The 18117-nt window shown below is 70.6% G+C and carries 19 protein-coding genes; 2 read left to right on the top strand and 17 right to left on the bottom strand.

All coding sequences use genetic code 11. The annotated features are described in order from the left end of the window. Positions 1-27: 27 nt before the first annotated feature. From D7Y13_RS03740 to D7Y13_RS03720, 5 genes are all read right to left on the bottom strand, one after another. Positions 28-1521 (bottom strand): ELWxxDGT repeat protein, encoded by a 1494-nt coding sequence (locus D7Y13_RS03740; protein WP_120582374.1) that lies wholly within the window; start codon positions 1519-1521, stop codon positions 28-30. A 279-nt stretch (positions 1522-1800) separates the two neighbouring features. After that, the gene (gene ruvA, locus D7Y13_RS03735; protein ID WP_120534486.1) at positions 1801-2418 is read right to left on the bottom strand and encodes a Holliday junction branch migration protein RuvA; all 618 of its coding nucleotides are present in this window, start codon (positions 2416-2418) and stop codon (positions 1801-1803) included. After that, positions 2415-2993 (bottom strand): crossover junction endodeoxyribonuclease RuvC, encoded by a 579-nt coding sequence (gene ruvC, locus D7Y13_RS03730; RefSeq protein WP_120534487.1) that lies wholly within the window; start codon positions 2991-2993, stop codon positions 2415-2417. Before ruvC ends, ruvA begins: the two co-directional genes overlap by 4 nt. A gap of 35 nt (positions 2994-3028) precedes the next feature. Continuing rightward, positions 3029-3778: a YebC/PmpR family DNA-binding transcriptional regulator gene (locus D7Y13_RS03725; protein WP_120534488.1), complete on the bottom strand. Its 750-nt coding sequence runs from the start codon at positions 3776-3778 to the stop codon at positions 3029-3031. Positions 3779-3878: 100 nt separating this feature from the next. Beyond that, positions 3879-4985: a response regulator gene (locus D7Y13_RS03720; RefSeq protein WP_120582373.1), complete on the bottom strand. Its 1107-nt coding sequence runs from the start codon at positions 4983-4985 to the stop codon at positions 3879-3881. A 107-nt stretch (positions 4986-5092) separates the two neighbouring features. Here D7Y13_RS03720 and D7Y13_RS03715 point away from each other — a divergent pair, with 107 nt between their 5' ends. Beyond that, a complete protein-coding gene (locus tag D7Y13_RS03715) occupies positions 5093-5752 on the top strand; it encodes a hypothetical protein (RefSeq protein ID WP_120582372.1) in 660 nt (219 codons plus the stop codon). A 25-nt stretch (positions 5753-5777) separates the two neighbouring features. On the opposite strand, the gene D7Y13_RS03710 is transcribed toward D7Y13_RS03715, so the two are convergent. The 4 genes from D7Y13_RS03710 to D7Y13_RS03695 form a co-directional block, all read right to left on the bottom strand. After that, positions 5778-6023 carry a hypothetical protein gene (locus D7Y13_RS03710; protein ID WP_120534491.1) on the bottom strand — a complete coding sequence of 82 codons (246 nt, stop codon included), beginning with the start codon at positions 6021-6023 and terminating at the stop codon, positions 5778-5780. Positions 6024-6114: 91 nt separating this feature from the next. Further along, on the bottom strand, positions 6115-6972 hold the full coding sequence (mutM, locus tag D7Y13_RS03705) for a DNA-formamidopyrimidine glycosylase (RefSeq protein ID WP_120582390.1): 858 nt from the start codon (positions 6970-6972) through the stop codon (positions 6115-6117). Positions 6973-7095: 123 nt separating this feature from the next. Beyond that, entirely contained in the window at positions 7096-8112 is a 1017-nt protein-coding gene (gene rtcA, locus D7Y13_RS03700) for an RNA 3'-terminal phosphate cyclase (protein ID WP_120582371.1), read from the bottom strand. Positions 8113-8297: 185 nt separating this feature from the next. Continuing rightward, on the bottom strand, positions 8298-9533 hold the full coding sequence (locus D7Y13_RS03695) for an RtcB family protein (protein ID WP_120582370.1): 1236 nt from the start codon (positions 9531-9533) through the stop codon (positions 8298-8300). Positions 9534-9679: 146 nt separating this feature from the next. Here D7Y13_RS03695 and rtcR point away from each other — a divergent pair, with 146 nt between their 5' ends. Beyond that, positions 9680-11317 (top strand): RNA repair transcriptional activator RtcR, encoded by a 1638-nt coding sequence (gene rtcR, locus D7Y13_RS03690; RefSeq protein WP_120534494.1) that lies wholly within the window; start codon positions 9680-9682, stop codon positions 11315-11317. Positions 11318-11324: 7 nt separating this feature from the next. On the opposite strand, the gene D7Y13_RS03685 is transcribed toward rtcR, so the two are convergent. From D7Y13_RS03685 to D7Y13_RS03650, 8 genes are all read right to left on the bottom strand, one after another. Further along, the gene (locus D7Y13_RS03685) at positions 11325-12014 is read right to left on the bottom strand and encodes a hypothetical protein (protein WP_147444180.1); all 690 of its coding nucleotides are present in this window, start codon (positions 12012-12014) and stop codon (positions 11325-11327) included. Positions 12015-12016: 2 nt separating this feature from the next. Continuing rightward, positions 12017-13051 (bottom strand): hypothetical protein, encoded by a 1035-nt coding sequence (locus D7Y13_RS03680; RefSeq protein WP_147444179.1) that lies wholly within the window; start codon positions 13049-13051, stop codon positions 12017-12019. Between the two features lie 8 nt (positions 13052-13059). Further along, the gene (locus D7Y13_RS03675) at positions 13060-13767 is read right to left on the bottom strand and encodes a hypothetical protein (protein WP_120582367.1); all 708 of its coding nucleotides are present in this window, start codon (positions 13765-13767) and stop codon (positions 13060-13062) included. A gap of 169 nt (positions 13768-13936) precedes the next feature. Further along, positions 13937-15280 carry a M24 family metallopeptidase gene (locus tag D7Y13_RS03670; RefSeq protein ID WP_120582366.1) on the bottom strand — a complete coding sequence of 448 codons (1344 nt, stop codon included), beginning with the start codon at positions 15278-15280 and terminating at the stop codon, positions 13937-13939. Between the two features lie 286 nt (positions 15281-15566). Next, positions 15567-15758 (bottom strand): hypothetical protein, encoded by a 192-nt coding sequence (locus tag D7Y13_RS03665; RefSeq protein WP_120582365.1) that lies wholly within the window; start codon positions 15756-15758, stop codon positions 15567-15569. Positions 15759-15860: 102 nt separating this feature from the next. Continuing rightward, positions 15861-16709 carry a zf-HC2 domain-containing protein gene (locus D7Y13_RS03660; RefSeq protein ID WP_120582389.1) on the bottom strand — a complete coding sequence of 283 codons (849 nt, stop codon included), beginning with the start codon at positions 16707-16709 and terminating at the stop codon, positions 15861-15863. A gap of 162 nt (positions 16710-16871) precedes the next feature. Beyond that, positions 16872-17348, bottom strand: coding sequence for an anti-sigma factor family protein (locus D7Y13_RS03655; protein WP_120534501.1), 477 nt, complete (start codon positions 17346-17348; stop codon positions 16872-16874). Beyond that, a complete protein-coding gene (locus D7Y13_RS03650; RefSeq protein ID WP_120534502.1) occupies positions 17345-17926 on the bottom strand; it encodes an RNA polymerase sigma factor in 582 nt (193 codons plus the stop codon). The genes D7Y13_RS03655 and D7Y13_RS03650 overlap by 4 nt, the downstream gene beginning before the upstream one ends. Between the last annotated feature and the right edge of the window lie 191 nt (positions 17927-18117).

Here is an 18117-nt window from a genome sequence, read left to right as displayed (position 1 = left end):
CCCGCGGTGCGGCGCGCGGCGTGAGCCTCAGCCCGCCCCCTGGCCACAGCGGCCCATGAGGAGGAAGGGCAGCGCCCAGGGCTCCTCGCCCTGGTCCGGGTGGGTGGCGACGAAGAAGACGTAGCCTCCGGAGCGCACGAAGCCCCGGGGGTTGGAGCCCAGTTCGGCGGGCGCGATGTCGCGCAGGGACTGCACGCGGCCCGGGGTGCCGTCCGAGTACCAGGCCTCGCGGCCCCGCTCCGCCGTCGCCGCGGAGAGGAAGAGCCAGCCGTCCGTCGCCGCCAGCGCGGTGGGGGTGCTGCCCACGGGCCCGGGCTCCAGGTCCTGCACCAGCACCGTGCCCTGCGACGTGCCGTCCGTGCTCCACAGCTCGCGGCCGTGCACGCCGTCATCCGCCGCGAAGTACAGCCGCCCGTCCAACGCCGTCAGCCCCGACGGGAGCGAGCCCGCCGGCCCCGGATTCACGTCCTTCACCCGCCGGGTGCCCAGGAGCGTGCCGTCGCTCTTCCACAGCTCGCCGCCGAAGCGGTGGTCACCGGGCTCGCCGAAGAAGCCCTCCGCGCCGGCCATGAAGTACACGGCGTTGCCCATGGGCGTGAGCTCCGACGGGTAGTCCCCCGGGAAGTGCCGCAGCGGGAAGGTGAGGAGGGGCAGGCCCCACGACACCCAGAGGTCCGCTTCGCCCAGGCCCCCGTCCACGAGGAAGAAGAGGCGGTCGAGGCCCACCGGCGTCAGCGCGAAGAGCACCGTCTGCGCCGGGCCCCGGAAGAACACCTTCGCGGTGCCGGTGCCGCCCTCCGTCACCCACAGCGTCACGGACGTGTCCCCGTACGCCACCAGCGCCAGCCGCCCGTTCCACTCCGTCAGGTCGTCCAGGAAGAGCGACGCGGGCCCGGGCGCGAACTCCTGCGTCAGCTGCGTGCCCTTCGCGGTGCCGTCCGTGCTCCACAGCTCGCGGCCATGCACGCCGTCATCCGCGGTGAAGTACAGCCGAGCGCCCACCACCGTCAGGTTGTCCGGCGCGCTGCCCGCCGCTCCCGGCCGGATGTCCGCCACCAGCACCGTGCCCTGCGACGTGCCGTCCGTGCGCCACAGCTCCGGCCCGTGCGCCCCGTCGTCCGCGACGAAGAAGAGCCGCCCGCCCACCCGCGTGAGGAAGCGCGGGGTGCTGCCCGCGGGCCCGGGCCGCAGGTCCGTCACCCGCCGGGAGTCGCGCTCGTTCCCGTCCGTCACCCACAGCTCGCGCCCGGAGGCTCCGTCATCCGCGGCGTAGAAGAGCTGCACGCCCACCGGCACCAGCGACTCCGGACTCGACCCCTCCATGCCCGGCTGAAGGTCACCCACTGAAAGCGGTGAGCGACCACAGGGCTGGGCCCCACCACTCCCCAGGGACGCCTCCTGCACCGCCACCGACGTTCCACCCGGCACTTCCGCTTCCCACCCTGCCTCCGGACCGCACCCCACTCCGAACCCACCGGAGAGCATCAGCACGAAGAGCGACACACCACGCCACGCCTCCATCACACACGCCTCCTCAGGCGCAGTGCGATCCTCCGCGGACCCCCGCACCCCTGCTGTAAATTGATATTTTTAATGAAACGGGCCAGCGCCCCAGACGCCGTCATCGCTTGGGTTTGTCGTGAGCCGGGCTTCGTGGATCGCGGATGGCATCCAACGAACGCGCAGGCCGTCGGGCGGGCGACGTCCGCGACTTCGTAGGGGAATAAGACTTGCGCGGATTTTCCAAGGACTTCGTGTCCCAAGATGCACCGCGTCTTGCCCTGGGGGGTGACGCGCTGTTCAGGGGGTGGAGCGCAGGACCTTGAGGGACTCGCGGAAGAGCACCTGGAAGGTGGCGTCCGGGCCCAGCCGTTCGGTGACGACGTCCGCAGCCTTCTCCGCCTGGGGCTGCTTGTAGCCCAGGTTGAGCAGGGCGGAGATGAGGTCGGCCTTGGTGCCAGTGGGAGCGGCGGGCACCGGTGCGGCGGTGCCGCGCGCCACGGCCTCGGCGTGGATGTTCTTCACCTTGTCCTTGAGCTCCAGGACGAGCCGCTCGGCGGTCTTCTTGCCCACGCCGTGAATCTTCGCGAGCCGGTTCACCTCACCGCGCGACAGCGCCGCGATGAGCTCCCCCACCTCCATGCCGGACAGCACGCCCAGGGCCATGCGCGGGCCGATGCGCGACACGCTGTTGAGCAGCAGGAAGAGCTCCTCCTCCGGCACGGAGAGGAAGCCGAACAGGTCGAAGGCGTCCTCGCGCACCACGGTGCGGATGCGCACGTCCACCGGCTGGCCCTCCGCGGGCAGCTTGCCCAGCGCGAGGGAGGAGAGGTTCACGCGGTAGCCCACGCCCTGCACGTCGATGACGGCGTCCTCTGCTCCCTTCTCCAACACGTTGCCACGCAGCCGAGCGATCATCGGGCCTCCGGGCGCTTGTACGCGGACGACAGCCGGTCCGCGAGCACCGACGCGGCCCCCTTGCGCTTGCCGTTCGCGGGCGCCGACGCGCGGGGCAGGCCCACGCGGAAATGGTTGAGGTGGCACAGCGCCACGGCGAGCGCGTCGCTGGCATCCGCGCGCTCCAACGTCGCTTCATCCACGCCCAGCAGCGTGCGCACCATGCGGGACACCGCGTCCTTGCCGCCCGCGCCGCTGGCGCCCACCGACTTCTTCACGCTGGCGGGCGCGTACTCGTGCACCGTCAGGCCCGCCTGCGCCGCCGCGAGCAGCGCCACGCCGCGCGCATGGCCCAGCACCAGGGCGCTGCGCGCGTTGCGGTGCGTGAAGAGCCCTTCCACCGCCACGGCCTCCGGCTGATAGCGCGCGAGCGCGGCGCACAGCGCGGCGTGCAGCTCCTTCAGGCGCTCGGCCAGGGGCGCGCCTTCCGGCACCTTGATGACGCCGTGGCCCAGGTGCAAAAGCTTCCCCTTCTTCTCCTCCACCACCCCGAAGCCCATGAAGCGGCTGCCAGGGTCCACGCCGAGCACGCGCACCGGCCCGTTCCTTTCCCACGCGCCCAAGAGGGGCCTTACGCGGACAGCGACTCCATCAGGGACTCGTCGATTTCGAAGTTCGCGTGCACCTGCTGCACGTCGTCGTTGTCGTCGAGCGCGTCCATCAGCTTCAACATGCGCTTCGCGTTGTCGCCTTCCACCTTCACGGTGTTCTGCGGCACGAAGGTCCACTTCTGCTCGCCCAGGGGCAGGCCCGCGGCCTCCAGCTTCGAGCCCACCGCGTGCAGGTCCGCCGGCACGGTGCGCACCTCGAAGCCGTCCGGGCCCTGGTCGACGACGTCCTCGGCGCCCGCCTCCAGGGCCTGCTCCATCACCTGGTCCTCGCTGGGGCCGGGCTTCACCACGATGACGCCCTTCTTGTGGAACATCCAGCCCACCGCGCCCTCCGCGCCCAGGTTTCCACCGTGGTTGCTCAGGAGGTTGCGCACGTCGCTGGCGGAGCGGTTCCGGTTGTCGGTGAGGCACTCGATGATGAGCGCGACGCCGCCGGGGCCGTAGCCCTCGTACGTCACCTCCTCGTACGAGGCCCCCTCCAACTCGCCGGTGCCCTTCTTGATGGCGCGGTCGATGCTGTCGCGGGGGATGTTCGCCTCGCGCGCCTGGCCCATGGACACGCGCAGCCGGGCATTGCCGGAGGGGTCACCGCCGCCCAGACGCGCGGCGACGGTCAGCTCCTTGATGAGCTTGGAGTAGAGCTTGCCCTTGGTCGCACCCATCGCGGCCTTCTGGCGCTTGATCTTCGACCATCGGTTGTGACCGGACATGGCGGCGGCTTCGGCTCACTTCGGCTCGGAAGAAGGATGGGCCCCGTGAGGGCCCACGTCCCCGGCCTTGTGCCCCGAGCAGGCCGCCCGAGTCAAACGCTCACGACGCCGTGGGCTCGGGCTCGGAAGCCGGCGCATCCCCCGTCAGCGGGGCGGGCTCGAACAGGCGCGGCGGGCCGGCGGACTCCCGGGCGCGCTCGCGCTCCTCCACGAGGATGGCGGGCACCAGCACGCCCAGCATGAACAGCCGGGTGGCCGCCTCGTAGGCCAGCGCCTCCGGGAAGCGGCACTCCAGCAGCATCGCGCGCACGGTGCGCCGGCCGTCGAAGAGCCGCACCACCTGCTCCACGTCCTCCGGCAGCGTGGGCAGCTCGCGCGCCAGCCGGTTGAAGTCCACCGTGAGCCGCGCCGCCAGGGGCAGGCCCCGGACGCGCAGCACCTCGAAGCGCTCCAGGTCCGGCACCACCTGCTCGCACAGGTACGCGCGGTCCATGGAGAAGGAGCCCCGGTGCAGCTCCGGCCCGAACGTCACCGTGTAGCCGCCCGCGCCGAAACACAGCAGGCGCCGGAACGCGAGGCTGCCGCGCTCGCCGTGGAAGGACGCGTCCACCAGCAGGCCGTGGCGGAAGGTGAAGGCGCCCGTGTCTTCCGACAGCGTCACCCGCCCCGAGCGCACGCCGGACAGGAGCGCGCGCACCAGGTGCACCAGCGGCAGCCTCCCGGTGTGCGCATCGTAGACGTCCTGCTCGCCGCGCCGTCCCGCCTTGAGCCGCGCGAGCACCGCCACGTCCCGGGCGTCCACCGGCTCCACCAGGTATTCGTCCGCGCCCACGCCCGCGGCCAGGTCGCGGTGGAACTCCTCCTGCTGACGCGCCACCAGCAACACCGGGAGGTGCTCCACCTTCGCGTCCGCCCGGAGCAACCCGCAGAGGCTGAAGCCATCGCCGTCCGGCAGCTCCGCGTCGATGACCACCAGCCGGGGCAACGCCTCCGGGGAGGCCAGTCGCGCCAACGCGTCGCGCATGCCCTCCACGTGCACGGGCTCGAAGCCCTCCGCGCGGAGCGCCTCCGTCACCTCCGGACGCGACACCTCGCCCACCACCAGCACGGAGCCTCCTGCCACCTCACCCGACAGGTCGAGTGCGGAGCGACCTCCGGAGGGCGTGGACGCTGCGGTGGAGGGCGCGGAGTGGAGGTAGGCAACCATGGATTCCCCATTCTTCCAGGGAACCGAGCCGAATGCACAACCTGCCCCCAAGTCCCTGGAATCGTTGGGTTTTGGCCATCGTGTTTCTCACGCTAGGGTGCGCGCCCATGACGCGCCTCGTCCTGCTGCTGACCTTCCTCGTCGTGCCCGCCGTGTCCTCCGCCCAGGACTCCGGGCTCGCGTTCTCCAGTGAGGACCCGTTGGGCTCGGTGGTGGCGCCGGTGATGCTGCCCGCGGGCGCCACGGCACTCTATGGCTACACGGGCGCGCCGGAGGTGGGCGTGGGGTTCCGTCAGGGCATTGGCGGCTTCGAGATGGAGGCGCGCGGGCGCTTTGACTGGTTCAAGCTGGGCGCGTCGCTGGAGGTGCTGGGCCGCAAGGAGGTGCTGCGGCGGGGAGCGTTGCAGCTGGCGCCGACGCTGGGCGTGGGCCTGGTGCTCAACTCGGGCGCCACGTACATGGACGCGGACAACTTCTCCGGCGTGCTGGTGCGCATCCTGCCGGGGCTCGTCGCGAGCTACCGGGTGGCGGACACCGTGGCGCTGCTGGGATTGGTGGACCTGCCCATCGACCTGGGACTCACGGGCGACAAGCAGCGGCGCTTCCAGGCCTTGGGCGGCGCGGGCGTGGAGGTGTACCTGGGCAGCGGCCTGTCGCTGCTCGCGGCGGGGCAGTTGGGCGTGGAGACGTTCCAGGAGCGCGCCGGCGCGGGGCATACGCGGCTGGGTTTCAACGCGCGCGTGGGATTGGGCACCCGGTTGTTCTGACGACCCGGGGAGTCGGCTCCCAGGCCTAGAAGTCGGGCAGCGGGCTCTGGCGGGGCGTGCCCATCAGCTCCAACGCGCGCACGGCGACCCGGGTGAGCGTCTGCGCGCACGGCTCGCAGCCTCCGCCACAGCACGAAGGCCAGCGCCCTTCCGGGTCGCGCAGCAGCGGGCGCACGCTGGACTGGTAGTAGCTGGGGAGCGCGTTCTCCTCGCTCGCGCGCAGCAGCGCTTCGTCGAGGGGCAGGGGCGTGGCGGCGGGAACGTCGGACACGCCCGTTTCATACCAGCGCCTCGCGGGGCTCGCACGTCCGGGCCTGGCAGGGCGGCTGTTCGCAGCGATGAGGTCCGCGCGGACGCCGCGTTCAGAGCAGCGACGTCTGGGCGGGAGCTTCGGGCGCGGGGCCGTCCGCGGGCTGGCAGTGCGCGCACCAGTGCGTGTTGCGGCCGCCGATGCGCAGGTGCGACACCGGCGTGGTGCAGCGAGGACACGGTGCTCCCGTCTTGCCGAAGATGTTGCGCCGGTGCAGCGCCTTGCCCTGCACGCCGAACAGGTCGCGCTGCGTACCGCGCAGGCGCAGTCCTTCTTCCAGCACGTCGCTGATGCCCCGGTGCAGTTTGAGGATTTCCGCGGGCGACAGCGACGAGGCCAGCCGCCTGGGATCGATGCCCGCCGCCCACAGGCTCTCGTCCGCGTCACGGTTGCCCAGCCCCGCGAGCACGCGCTGATTCAGGAGCACCGTCTTGAGCGGACTGCGGCGACGGCGCAGCAGTTGGGCCAGCAGCTCCGGGGTGAAGGTGTCGTCGAGCGCCTCCGGCCCCAGCTCCGCCAGCTTCAACTGGGAGGCCAGCAGTTGGGTCGGGCCCAACGCCACGCGCGCGTAACCCAGCGTGTCGGTGAGCTGCAGCTCTTCATTGCCCTCCAGCGTGAGGACGACCAGCGTCGCCGGGGGCCGCTCACTTCCCACGGGCCGGAGCGCCAGCTCGCCCCACAGCATGAAGTGCAACGCCAACGTCTGCCCGTCATCCAGCGTCAGCAGCATGAACTTGGCGCGGCGGTCCGCTGAGAGCACCCGCCTGCCCCGCAGGTTCTGGATGAAGTCCTCCGGCGAGGCGAAGCGCACCGCCGTGGGCACCAGCACCTGCGCATCCACGAAGCGGCGGCCCACCACGGCCTGCTTCAAATCGCGGACGATGATTTCGACCTCAGGGACTTCCGCCACGCGTGAATCCTCCCCCACGAGTCACCAACGTAGGAAGGACTCCAGGTAACGTCACGGGTTGTCCCCCGCTCGGGAGGACACCTCGTCCGCCAGGCAGCCGGCCGGACGAGGCCCTGTCATGAATCAGCCGCGCACCGTCACGTCGCACACGTCGCGCGCCACCTCGCGGACGTCGATCTTCACGTCCAGGAAGTGGGCCATCGTCTCGCGCTGCGTGAACGCATGGCCATCCAGTGCCAGGGTGCGGAAGCTGCCGCCCTTCGCCAGCGCGAGCAGCAACAGCAGCTGGTCGCACAGGTGCTCGCCCACGGGGACTTCAGCGTCCAGGTAGCGCTTCACCTCGGCGGCGACCTGCTCGCCCACCAGCTCCGCCCGCTTGCCGCGCTCACCGAAGCCGGTGAACACCTCCGTCACGTGCTCGCTCTCCACCTCCACGCGCAGCACGTTGCCCGGACCGAAGGCGCGCTTGAGCTCCTCCGGCCGCTGCTGGTCCTCCCGCAGCTTCAGCACGCCCGCCACGGTCTCCAGCTCGCGCCGGGCCACGTCGAAGGGGATGGCCGCCACCTGGGCCACCGCCTCGCGCCGCAGCACCCGGCCGCGCTCCATCAGGTGCAGCGGCTGCAACTTCGCCGGCTGGATGTTCACGCGGAACTTCCCGCCGCCGGCCGGATAGAAGCCGGGGCGTTCCAGCGTCACCTCCACGCGCGGCCCCATGCGGTTGAGCAGCGGCAGGTACGTCTTCTCCAGGAAGTCGAACGGCGGCGCCGCCGGGTTGTGCGTCCCGCCCTCCAGCATCAGCGTGGACGGACCTTCCGCGTGCAGGAGCGCGGGCAGCACCGTCTGGAGCACCAGCGTCGCGCTGCCCGCCGAGCCCACCGCGAAGTGGTAGTTGCCCGCCGTCAGCGCGCGCGGGTGGAAGGACAGCCGCGTCGAGCGCAGCTCCGCGCCCGTCACCTCCGCGGCGCCCACGGCCTCCGCGGCCTTGAGGGCGGTGAGGTGCTGGCGCAGCAGGCCCGGCTTGTCGCGGCCAGCGCGCACGTTGATCATCTCGAACGGAGTCCCCGTCACCAGCGACAACGCCAGCGCGGTGCGCAGCACCTGGCCGCCCCCCTCACCCTGTGAACCATCGATGCGAACCATGTGCGTCGTGCTCCTTCGTGGCGCTCGCGGACGGATGCAGCATCCCATCCCTGATAAAAAATAGCGGCGCCCGCTCCCCCACCCTAACGGCCCTTGCGGGACCTCTTGGGGGGAACGGGCGCCTCGGCATCGTCATCCCGGCATGGGGACCTCGGCTGGACGGCGGGTGGGAAGGACTGCGTCGGCTATCCCTTCACGCACACCACCTGCTTGAGCGTGTGGACGACCTCCACCAGGTCCGCCTGCGCCGCCATCACGGCATCGATGGGCTTGTACGCGGCCGGCGTCTCGTCAATCACGTCCACGTCCTTGCGGCACTCCACGCCTTCGGTCGCCTTCGCGTGGTCATCCAGCGAGAAGCGCTTCTTCGCCTCGGTGCGCGACATCACGCGGCCCGCGCCGTGGCTGCACGAGTGGAAGGCATCCGCGTTCCCCTTTCCACGGACGATGTACGAACGCGCCCCCATGCTGCCGGGGATGATTCCCATGTCGCCTTCACGCGCCCGCACCGCGCCCTTGCGGGTCACGAAGCAGTTCTTTCCGAAGTGGTGCTCGCGCGAGATGTAGTTGTGGTGGCAGTTCACCGCCGACTCGGCCAGTTCGAACGGAGGCAACTCACCGCTCGTCTTCAGCGCCTCCACCGTCGAGCGCATCATGAGCTCGCGGTTCATCGCCGCGAAGTCCTGCGCCCAGCTCACCGCGAACACATAGTCGTCGAAGTGCTCCGTCCCCTCCGGCAGGTACGCCAGGTCCGCGTCCGGCAGGTGGATGTGGTAGCGGCTCATGTCCTTCTTCGCCAACTCGATGAAGTAGCTCCCGATGCGGTTACCCACCCCGCGCGACCCGGAGTGCAACATCAGCCACACGCCATCCGACTCATCGAGGCACAGCTCGATGAAGTGGTTCCCGGTTCCCAGCGTTCCCAGGTGACCCAGCTGCGGCCCACGGCCGATGTGCTTGTGCTTCGCGACAATCTGCTCGTACCCCGTCACGAGCGACGCCCACGCGGCCGTATGCGTCGCGGGAGCATCCTTCCAGGCGCCACGGTCGTTACGGCCGCCGTTGTCCGTACGGCCGTGGGGAACCGCCGCCTCGATGGCCGAGCGCACCCCGCGCAGCGAGTCCGGCAGCTGCTCCGCGCGCAGCGTCGTGCGCACGGCGATCATCCCGCATCCGATGTCCACGCCCACCGCCGCCGGCACCACCGCACCCACCGTGGGCACCACGCTCCCGACCGTCGCGCCGTAACCGCGGTGCACGTCCGGCATCACCGCGACCCACTTGTGGATGAAGGGCAGGCCCCGGAGGTTGCGAAGCTGCTGCTTCGCCTCGTCCTCGAACGGCACACCCACCGTCCACGCCTTGATGGGGCGACCCGCTTCGTCCGACAGCACTTCGTAGTTCGTGTTCTCGCGGTTCATGGCCTGCACCTTTCGGTCGTTCGCCCGGGCTCTTTCGTCCCGGTCACTTGGGGGAGCTAGAGCAGCCGCCGTGCCAACGCTGTTTCCGGGTAGGGCTCCTGGTCGGGGGTGGAAATCCCTATCCCATGGGATAAATACCTATCCTGATGGCTCAAAAAGCGAAGGTGCGCCGGACGGTCGTGTTCGGGATGCTGGGGACGACGCTGGACACGGGGTCGGGGACGCAGCGGTGGACGCGCTGGCGGCCCACGGTGGCGCTGTGCCAGCAGGAGGACCTGGTGGTGCACCGGCTGGAGCTGCTGCACCCACCCCGGGCCGCGTCCATGGCCACGGGGATTCAGGAGGACATCGCCCAGGTGTCACCGGAGACGGAGGTGCGGCTGACGTCCCTGCCCATCCGCGACCCGTGGAACCTGGAGGAGACGTACGGCGCGCTGTTGGATCACGTGCGCGCGCACCCCTTCCATCCGGAGGAAGAGGACTACCTGGTGCACATCACCACGGGCACGCACATCGCGCAGATCTGCATGTTCCTGTTGGTGGAGAGCCGGCTGATTCCGGGGCGGCTGGTGCAGACGTCGCCGGGAAACGCGGGGAAGCGCTCGGCGACGGGCTCGCACGCCATCATCGACCTGGACCTGTCAAACTACGACACGCTGGCCGCGCGCTTCCGTCAGCAGCAGCGCGAAGGTCTGTCCTTCCTCAAGTCCGGCATCGACACGCACAACGCCGCGTTCAACCGGCTCATCGAGCGCATCGAGCAGGTGGCGGTGCAGTCCCGCGCGCCGCTCCTGCTGACGGGGCCCACGGGGGCGGGCAAGTCGCAGCTCGCCCGGCGCATCTACGCGCTGAAGAAGGCGCGCAACCAGGTGGCGGGCCCGTTCGTGGACCTGAACTGCGCCACGCTGCGCGGCGATGGCGCGATGTCCACGCTCTTCGGCCATGTGAAGGGGTCCTTCACGGGCGCGGTGGGCGACCGGCCTGGGTTGATGCGACAGGCGCACGGGGGCGTGCTGTTCCTGGATGAGATTGGAGAGCTGGGCGCGGACGAGCAGGCCATGCTGCTGCGCGCGTTGGAGGACAAGCGGTTCCTGCCCGTGGGCGCGGACAAGGAGGTGGAGAGCGACTTCCAGCTCATCGCCGGGACCAACCGCGACCTCCAGTTGGATGTGGAGCGGGGCCGCTTCCGCGAGGACCTGCTCGCGCGCATCAACCTGTGGACGTTCCGACTGCCCGCGCTGCGCGAGCGCCCGGAGGACATCGCGCCCAACCTGCTCTTCGAATTGGATCAGGCCTCGCAGGCGCTGGGGACGCGGGTGACGATGAGCAAGGAGGCCCAGGAGCACTTCCTGCGCTTCGCCACGTCGCCAGAGGGACGGTGGAACGGCAACTTCCGCGACCTCAACGCGGCCGTGCTGCGCATGTCCACCCTGGCCAACGGGGGACGGATGACGCGCGAGGTGGTGGAGGAGGAGCTGGAGCGGCTGCGCACGCAGTGGCGGCCGGCGGGGGCCGCGACGGCGGGCACGGAGGATGTGCTGGCGGAGGTGCTGGGCCCGGTGCGCGCGGCGGAGTTGGATCGGTTCGACCGCGTGCAACTGGCGGACGTGGTGGGCGTGTGTCGCTCGGCGCGCTCGCTGTCGGACGCGGGCCGGGCGTTGTTCGCGCAGTCGCGCGCGCAGAAGAAGAGCGTCAATGACGCGGACCGGCTGCGGAAGTACCTGACCCGCTTCGGACTCACCTGGGCGGACGTGAGCGGGCGGGCGGGTCAGGACGCGGATTGACGCACGCTCAGCGGAAGTGCGCCTTCAAGTCACGACACCGCGCCGTGCTCTGGGCTTCGTCGGGCACGACCGCCGAAACCTTCGCGGACGGCGCGGCCACCGGCACGGGCACCCCAGGTGCTTCCTTTCCATCCGCCTGCTGCAACCACGCGGCGGGCACCATGCACTCAATGGAGAGTGGCCCCTGGAACGTGGCGGACAGACCCGCGTCCGCCGTCCGCACCGTGCCGCGCGCCTCGCGTCCGGTGACAGCCAGCTCAACCGTCCCATCATTCGCGAGCAGCAGAGAACCGGACGGCGTGCGGACCTCCGCGGAAGCCATCCCCACCCGCAGGGGCTTCGTCGTCAGCCGCGCCATGGCGTGCTTCTTCTCCGGGAACGTCGGCTCTACAGGCACCAGCACCGCCCACTGACGCCCGTCCCCCGCTTGTGCACTCAGCGCGACCTCCAACGTCGGAGGCGCGGCCCCTTCCGTGAACGTGGCGATGAGCCGCACGGAGGGGGCCTCGAAGGTGCCCGCGTCCGTCCTCACCGAGACGGCGCCCGGCGGTTGGGGACGCTCGGGCGCCTTCAGGGCCGCGGACTTCGCGGGGGACACCGACTCGGCGGTGAGCGTCTCCACCGGTCGCGCCCGTTCCTCCTTCGGCTTCGCGCAGGCCCCGACGAGCAACAGCGCCATCAGGGTCCCTGTCCGCACGCTCAGCACTCCACCCGCAGGAGCATCGCGCTGACGGTGGTGTTGTCGTTCTCCCGCAGCTCGTCCACCGCGCCGGCCGGATCCAGGTCCAGGTAGACGTAGTACGTGTTGAAGGGCAGAGCGGCCGGCACCGTGAAGCCCAGCGAATAGGTGCCCTCCGCGAAGGCCCCCATCGAGTGGCTGAACGTGGCCACGACGTTCGAGGACTCGCTGTACCCGAGCGGCGGCGCCGTCGGGCTCAGGCGCATGCGCATCGAATACGTCCCCGTCGCCGCGTTGCCCAGGTTGCCCACGTAGAACTTCACCGTCGTCGCCGTGTTGCGGCACACAGAACGCGTGAGCGCGGGATCCAACGTCTGCGCCACATCCCCCACCACGCCCATCGCGGCGGGCAACAGGTTGGGCTTCGTCAGCGAATAGCCATACAGGTCGCGCATGCCCTGCGCGTTCGTCGGCCACAGCGTGGAGGACTCATAGCCCCCTGTCACCAGGTGAGGCGGCGACGTGCGCAGGATGCTGTGCCCTCCTTCGTGCTTGAAGCCGAAGAAGTGCCCCGCCTCGTGCACGAACGTGCTCCGTCCCGACGTGCCGAACGCGTTCCCGGTGCGCGGCGTGAAGTCCAGGTCGCTGGCGATGCAGACGTCCGCCTCGTCGATGCCGTTGCTCCCGATGAAGCACACGCCCACCGTGGAGTACGTCACCCCGTTGTTCCCGTCGATGGCTGCCCGGTCGCACAGGCCAAGCTCGTTCTGACCGTCGCTGTGGTCCAACGCGCAGTCCGTCGCCGGATTCACGTTGAAGCCACTGACGATGTGCGACAGGTCGTCCCACTGCCGCAGCCCGTTCCAGTACGCCGTGTTCACGTTGCCGGAGTCCGGGATGCTGCACCGGTTCCGGTACACGACCGGCCCGGAGTACCACTTCACCGGCGAGCCATTGCACGTGTCCCAGGCGGCGGCCCGCGCCTCCAGCCCCACCAGCGCCAGCACCGCGACGAAGCCCGCGAGTCCCATGTTCTTCAAGGCAAGTGTCTTCATGGTGGACCTCAAGGCCGACCGGGCGGGATGTCCCGCTCGGGCTGGGAGGGAGTGAAGCCCTTCGCCGGAACCTGCCCGGACGCGGGCGTCACCGACACGGACAGCGCCGACGCGGTGGCGACCGGCTCCTCGCGGAACGCCCCCGTCACGCGGAGTCCCCGCGCGCGCAGATGGTTCTGCAGCAGGGACACGAACGCCTCACGACCCAGCGCCTCCGGAACCGCGGCCTCCACGCCCGCACGCAGGGCCGGACGCGCGCCCGTCAGGTCCACCGTCTCGAACACCGGCGCCGTCTGCCGCACGCCCGAGGACCCCAGGCCGGACACGAGTCCGCCCTCGGCGCCCACCAGCACCTCGCGCCCGCCCACCGACTCCACGCGGAAGGCCTGTTCGTCGAGCACCGGCGACAGGCTCCATCCGGTGTTGCGCAGGAACACCACGTAGCGCGCGCCCCGGACGAAGCGGGGCACGTGGCTCACCACGAGCTGACGGCCGTCCGGCAGCAACCCGCCCACCTGCTTGAGCCGGAGCTCCCCGGGCGCCTCCCCCAGATGCGTCCGCACGTCCCCCAGCGTCACCACCGTCCACGGGCCCGTGCGTGGGGAGTACTCGGAGCGCAGGTCCATGACGTCCCCCTCCACCACCGCGGCCGTCTGGTCGAGCAGGCTCAACAGGCTGTCCACCGCGTGCGGCGGCCGGAGCGTTTCTTCCGCCACCAGGGGGCGCTCCTGTCGCGCGGAAGTCTCAGGCGGTGCGTCGTCTCCCACGGGAGAAGCACACCCCACCGCGCCGCTCAGGAGCGCCAGCGCGAAGCGCGTCCGGCCCTTCCGTCCGAATGTCGTCCATGGCCTGCCTGCGCGCATCACGTCCGCTCCCTTCGTGTCGTCAATGGATGAGATAGAAGGCGTCCTGCCGGGGTACGAAGAACTTCCATCCTTCGTCCGTCAGGTACGCCGGATCTTCCTGCATCACCGCCACCTGTTGCCCACCCCACTCTGGCACGGCGGTGACGGTGTTGAGCTCCACCGCCAGGTATGACCCCTTGCGCAACACCCGGGGCGCGTCCTGGCGCGAGGCCGCGCGGAAGTCGATGGAGGCGCCCAACGCATGGCCCTGCGCTCCCAGCGGGTGGCTGTACACCTTGGCCTCGATGCCCTTCTGCTTCATCTCCGCCATCGTCGCGTCGTAGACGTCCGCGGACGAGCGCCCCGGCCGCGACGCGCGCAGCATCAACGCGTCCTGGAGCGCGTGCGTGTTCGCCAGCGCGCGCTTGAGCCCCTCCGGCACGTCCCGCTCTCCGTCCCGCAGCACGTAGGCCATCTTCTGCCAGTCCGTGTTCAGCCCCAGCGCCGTGACGCCGAAGTCCACGTGCACCAGGTCCCCGCGCTGGATGACCACCGCCTCGTCCGCCACCGCCAGGAACCCGCGGGAGAAGCCGTCCTTCATCCCCTGCCGCTGCACGCGCAGGTCCGGCTCGAACCACGTGGTGACGCGCGCCTGCCACAGCGCGTCGTACAGCCAGCGGCGCACCTCGCCCACCGTCGTCTTGCCGGGCACCACCACCTCGTTGGAGAGCGCCCGCTTCACCAGCGACTCCGTCAGCACCACCAGGTCGCGGTACGGCGCGAACTCCCCGGGCAGCCGCGTGTCCAGGTACTCCTCGATGAGCGGCGCCGCGCTCACGAAGCGCGCTTGCGCCTGGGGGCCCAACGCCTCCGCCAGCCACTGGTAGGAGTCATGCGTCAGGCTGCGCGTCACCCCGCGCTTGCCGCCCATGCCCAGCGCGATGGTGCGCGGGTGGTACTTCGCCTCCAGTTCCGCGAGCACCTCCTGCGGCTTGCGTGCTTCGTCGGGCCGCTCGAAGAAGCGGTTCACGACCTCCGTGGCGTAGCCCGTCAGCGCGATCCGCTTCAGGCCCGCGTCGCCCGCGTCCACGAAGACGAACACGTCGCGGTTGCCCGCGTAGGGCAGCGGCGGGGCCACCCAGCCCGTGAGGGGATCGTCGTGGAACTCCTCGTTGACGACCACCCACATGCCCACGCCGTGACGGCGCATCATGTCGAGCAGCAGCCCGTGGCGCTCGGTCAGCCAGGACTCGCGCAGGGCCAGCGCCCGCGACGGTGTCGGGACCAGGGCCGGCGGTTCGGAAACGGGGGCTCGGACGGGCGCGGTGGCGCAGGCCATCCAACACCCCAGCAAGGGCCACAGGGCCACACGTGGGCACTTCATGTCGGGAACTCCGGGTCGGGATGAGGGCCTGGAGCGTAGCGCGCTCAACCGAAGTCCTCCGCCCCCGGAACCCTCAAGGCTCCGGGAGCGAAGGACCTGGGGCGCAGCCTGCTTGCTCACCCGCTCGGGCTTCCCCGCTCCCTCGCACTTCCGGGTCCCGTCCCCCCCGGTCCGGGACACCCGGATCCGCCCAGATCGTACGGGCTGGCGGATCCTCTAGAAGTGGGCGGCCCTCCCCCGAAGGCCGCCGTGGAGCGCGGACACCCAAACCGCGCGCGCCGTGACGTCAGTAGCTGGCGACCAGCTCCAGGTCGCTTTCCTCGAAATCGAAGGTCGACACGTTCTCATCCCCCTCGGCGTTGGCCCCAGGCCCCTGGAATCCCCGGGCCTCGCCCTCCGTCCGCACTTCCGCGCCCCCGTTGGTACCGAGCGCCCACATCGCGCCGTCCCCCTGGCTCCACGCTTCGATGCGATACATCGCGTCCCCCCTGGGTGCGGTGTTGCATTTCCACCGTCGCCGCCGCTCACCGTGCCTCGATAATTAGACGCCGATCGGCAAAATCCTTGGGTTGCTCCCCATTCAATTCGGAGGGTGCGCGCCGGCCCGCAGGGCGCGGGCCCGGATTCCGGCCTCTTCGCTCCACCCCGGCTCCCCCTGACGCGCCACGGCTTCGAAGGCCTCCGCCGCCTGGAGCGGGTGGCCCAGCGCCCGGAGCACCAACGCCCGGTTCCACTGGGCCTGGGGATGGTCCGGAACCTCACGCAGCACGCCCTCCAGGATGTGCAGCGCGCCCTCCAGGTTGCCCGCCGCCATCGCCAGCACCGCCCAGTCGCAGTCCCGGTCCACCGAGGGCGCGCTGCGCGACAGGAAGTCCGCGGCCTGACGCAGCTCGCCACGCACGAGGTAGGCCGCCGCGATGCCGTGCAGGTCGCCCTGATCCTCCATCTCCGCCAGTGTCCGCAGGGACACGGGGGGCTCCGTCAGCAGGGCCGCCTTCTCCGGGGTGCCCGTCCTGGCGGGGACATAGGGCAGGTAGCGGTCCGCGGCCGGATAGGCGATGCGCGCCTCCATCCCCCGCGCGGACGCGTCGGCATGCCACGTATCCCCCCACGACAGGCCCGCCGTGGACAGGAACGCACAGAGCGCACCCAGGCCCATGGCCACGAACGCCCCCAGCACCTGACCCTTCCAGCCCCGGAGACTGGCGAAGCGGACCGTGGACCGGGACTCCTCCGGAGGCGCGGGGGCGTCGTTGTGGGCCACCGCGCCACAGAGGGCCTGGACGCTGAGCATCTCCAGTTGCATCGCATCATGCAGACCGCTGGCGCAGGCGCGGCAGAGGGCCAGATGGAGCCGGAAGCGCTCCTCGTCACCCGACTCGAGCTCGCCATCCAGGAACCGGTAGAGCTTCTTGCACCAGAGGTCCATCGCGCGTCGCAGCCCGTGGTCGGGTTGCCGCCTCCCGTCACTCTCGAAACGCGAGCGGGGGGAATCCTTGGTGCCGTTCGCACAAGAAAAATGCGCTGTGCCCGCCCGCCTGCTCTGCCCGTGAGGTGCCCGGGAAGCGCAGGCGGTGCGGGGGGAAACGGGTCAGCGGCGCGGACGGGGGCGCAGCAGCGTCCCACCGGCGCGGCTGGCGCGCGGGCAGGGCCACCGGGGAGCGCTCAGGGCCTCCACCTTCTCGCCTTCCGCGAACCACGGGCAGCAGGAGGCGCAGCCCGGGCAGCGGCGACGGAAGCGGCGCGCGCCCTGGTGCCAGGCGCGTCCTTCCAGGTGCTCGGGCGGTGGGGGCGCGTCGGCCGCGAGGGCGTCACCGGGCCAGTTCGCCGGCACGTCCTCGTCCCAGGAGCCCGGCACGTCCTCGCGCACCCGCCGGGCGGACACCCAGCGCTCGCTCTCCGCGGCGTCCTCCAGCGCCAGCCTCGCCAGCACCTCCAGTTGCAGCAGGTCATGGAAGCGCGCGGCGCACGCCTCGCAACCCGCCAGGTGACCGCGAACGCGGCGTTGGTCCTCCGGGGCCAGCTCCCCATCCAAAAGGGGCCGCAGGTCCTCACACGCGGTGCTCATCGTTCCCTCTCCTGGCGGCGGCGTTCCGCCGTGTCGTGGAGCATGGCCTTGAGGCGGCGGCGGGCGTGGAAGAGCCACGTGCCCACCGTTCCCGCGCTGGGGGTGTTCATCCGACGGGCGATCTCCGCATGGCGCAGGCCGCGCGCATGCAGTTCGAACGCCTGACGCAGCTTCTCATTGAGCCGGGCGACCGCCTGGCGCAACTCATCCTCCGTGACGCACTCCCACTGTTCGGGCTCCGGCGCGTCCTCCGGATCCTCGAAGAGCATGTGGACGTTGTGCAGATCCACCCTCCGGTCCGTCTCAGCGCCCTGCCGCCGGCACTGATCCAGGAACCGGTTGTGCAGCACGCGCACCAGCCACGCCCGCCGCGCCGGCTCCGGCCAGCGCTTGAGACGCTCCCATTGCAGGAGCGCCCGCAACAGCACGTCCTGCACCAGGTCGTCACAATCACTGGCATTGCGCCCACAGACGTTGCGCGCGATGGCGACCAGCACCGGCTGATGGCGGATCGCGAAAGCGGCGAATTCCCCTCCAGAGCCCTCCCGGACAGGGGGCTCCTCCCTCCCTGGCACCATGCGACCGCCTCCCTTCCCTCAGAGAACGCCGAGGGTCGGATTCTTTTTTTCTCACGGATGCGACAAGCGCCAGGACGCTTCTTCTGGCAACGCAGGTGGCAGTGCGGCTGGAACACTTCAACCAGACGCCAATTCCTTGCATGAAATAGACAGACATCCATGAGTTCCCGGATCAATTCCTCTCCATGGGT

The sequence above is a fragment of the Corallococcus praedator genome, from assembly GCF_003612125.1.
Taxonomy (GTDB): domain Bacteria; phylum Myxococcota; class Myxococcia; order Myxococcales; family Myxococcaceae; genus Corallococcus; species Corallococcus praedator.
This window is presented reverse-complemented; position numbering and strand designations above follow the sequence as displayed.